Raw genomic sequence first — 2,517 nt, forward strand, 5'->3', positions numbered from 1 at the left:
CCCCTGAAGCGGGCGCCCGGGCCATCAGCGCCTCACGGGTAGCTCACCAGGTTGGCCACGTTGCTGGACGAGTTCGAGGGACCGCCTCTGTCGTTGATGACGTGCCGGATGGTCCCGGTGCCGCCGAGCGAGACGGTCACCATGTTCTGGAAGCGTACGTTCGGGTTGTTGGGGACCTCGAAGGCGTGCTCGGCCGTCACGCTCGGGTTCACGTTGAAGAAGCAGTAGCTGCCGAGTCCGTACGCCTGGTGGCTGGTGACCGTGTTCGCCACCTTGTACGCGGCGTAGCCCTGGGTGGAGCCGTTCATCCAGGCGGCCTGGTTCGGCGGGTCGTACGGCATCTCGTTCTGGTAGAAGTACGTCCGCCCACCGTTGCCGTTCCAGATGGTCTGGTGCTTCTGGTAGTGCTCGACGAACAGGCCGTACATGGTCACGCCGTCGCCGTTGACGACGAGTCCCGTGTCCGCCGTGTTGCTGTTCCAGCCGATGCCCGTGCCGTGGTCGCCGCGCCAGATCCACATGTGGTCGCCGATGACGTTGTCGCTGTTGACCACGAGGCTCGTCGTCGCCTTGCCCACGGCGGCTCCGCCGACGCGGAAGAAGACGTCGTGCAGGGAGGTGGGGTTGGCCGAGTGGTTCGCGGCGGCGCCGGCCGGGCCGACCTCCATCAGTGTCTGCGAGTTGGTGGTGCCGGCGTCGAAGAGGACGCCCGCGACCTTCACCCCGTCGACGTCGGCAACCGTCATGGCCGTGACGCCGTTGTCCGGGATGAACGTGGCGAGGCCGAGACCGAGGACGACGGTGTCGGGCCGGGTTACCCGCAGGGTCTGGTTCAGATGGTAGACACCAGGTGTGACCAGCAGGTTCTTGCCCTCGGCCAGCGCGGCGTTGATCTGTGCGGCGGTCGCACCGGGCTTGACGACGAAGAACTGGTCCATGCCGAGGGAGCTGCCCGCGCTGTTCCCGTTCGCCCAGGTCGTGGCCGAGGAGTTGGTCCTCAGGGAGGGTACGAACACCTTGTAGGGGCCCGCGCCGTCCACGTACAGGAAGGGCTTCTCCCGGACCGCCGGAGTCTGGTTCACCGTGGTGTACGGCGGGTTGGGGAAGCTGTTGCCCGGCACACCCTGGCTGCCGACGAAGACCATGTTCCAGTTGGCACCGTTCCAGCTGCCGAGCTGGGAGTTGCGGGTCAGCCACTGCTGTTGGCTGCCGGACCGCACCTGGCCGTCGATCTTGCTGTCGGCCATGAATCCGCCGCTGGCCCAGCCGCCGTCGTCCAGCGCGAGATTGCCGCGGACGTGCATACGCCGGTACGGAGCGGCCTGGGACACCGCCCACCGGTCGGTGCCGCCCGTCGGGTTCACCGACAGGTTCTCGGCGCCGCGCCAGAAGTTCTGCGTGGCGTTCTGCGGCGGGAACCAGTCGGCCTCCACATGGACGGCGCCGTTGATCGTGACCGAGTCGGGCGACTGGCCGAGGCCGAGGACCTGGGTGTAGAAGCCGACGTTGACGTCGTTGTTGTACGTTCCCGGCTTGAACATCACCGCGTAGCGCTGCGAGCCGAACTGGGTCGTCTCCTGCTGCTGGAAGATCGAGTTCAGTCGGCTCTGGATCGTGGACGACGGCATCGACGGGTCGAAGACGACCACGTTCGGGCCGAGGTCGACGTCGCCGGGCGCGGTGCTCACCGGTGCGACCTGGAATCGCTGGGCAGCCGTGCCGTTGCACGTGTACTGCACCAGCTGGACGCTGTCGGCCGTCGAGGCGGACGGAACGTCGAGGCACTTGCCGCTGTGCCGGCTGACGAAGTGGTACGCGCCTGTGCCCTCGTCGACGGCCTGCCACTGCTGGTTGTTGCCGCCGCCGTACGTCCACAGGTGCACAGCCGCGTTGTCGGCCGACGACGTGTCGCTCACATCCACGACCTGATTGGCGTCATTGCGGTTGTTGATCCGTACGAAGCCGTCGCTGGTCGGCGTGAAACTCCACTGCTGTGCGGTGGTGTTGTTGCAGGTGTACTGCTGCACGGCAGTGCCGTTCACGGTCGCGGCCGACCGCGCGTCCAGGCACTTGCCGCTGCCTGCGTTCACCACCGTGGCCCAACCCGATGGCAGGGCGGCGGCCGTGGCCGTGGCTGCCTCGGCGGAGGCCGGCGGGGTGACGGCCTGGGTGGGCGGGATGGCGGTGAGGACCGAGGCGGCCGTGGCCGCGGCCACGATGGCCGCGACCCAGGGGCCGGTGATGCGGACCGGGGTTGAGCTGTGGCGACCCGCTCTGGGCGTTCGCAGGGATCGGAGCACGGTTTTCTCCTGTGCCGACTGCACGGCATGCGTGGGGAGTTGGACGCAATGGCGTGAACATGACATACACGAGAGCCGTCACTGCGCCGACCGGGATGGGGTGGGGGGTGACAAGTGGACCTGCGAGAGACTTAGTTCACCACGTGATTTAAGAAGTGAACAACAATCGTGTCAAGGGCTTGGTACGGACCACAACCAGTTCGGCCCACCGCGCAGG

Annotated in this window: 1 protein-coding gene; it reads right to left on the reverse strand. The window is 67.1% G+C overall.

Going from position 1 to position 2,517, the window contains the following annotated elements:
• Positions 1 to 32: 32 nt before the first annotated feature.
• A complete protein-coding gene (locus ACWGI8_RS42975; protein WP_453668904.1) occupies positions 33 to 2,243 on the reverse strand; it encodes an RICIN domain-containing protein in 2,211 nt (736 codons plus the stop codon).
• Between the last annotated feature and the right edge of the window lie 274 nt (positions 2,244 to 2,517).

Source organism: Streptomyces sp. NPDC054841 (assembly GCF_053611045.1).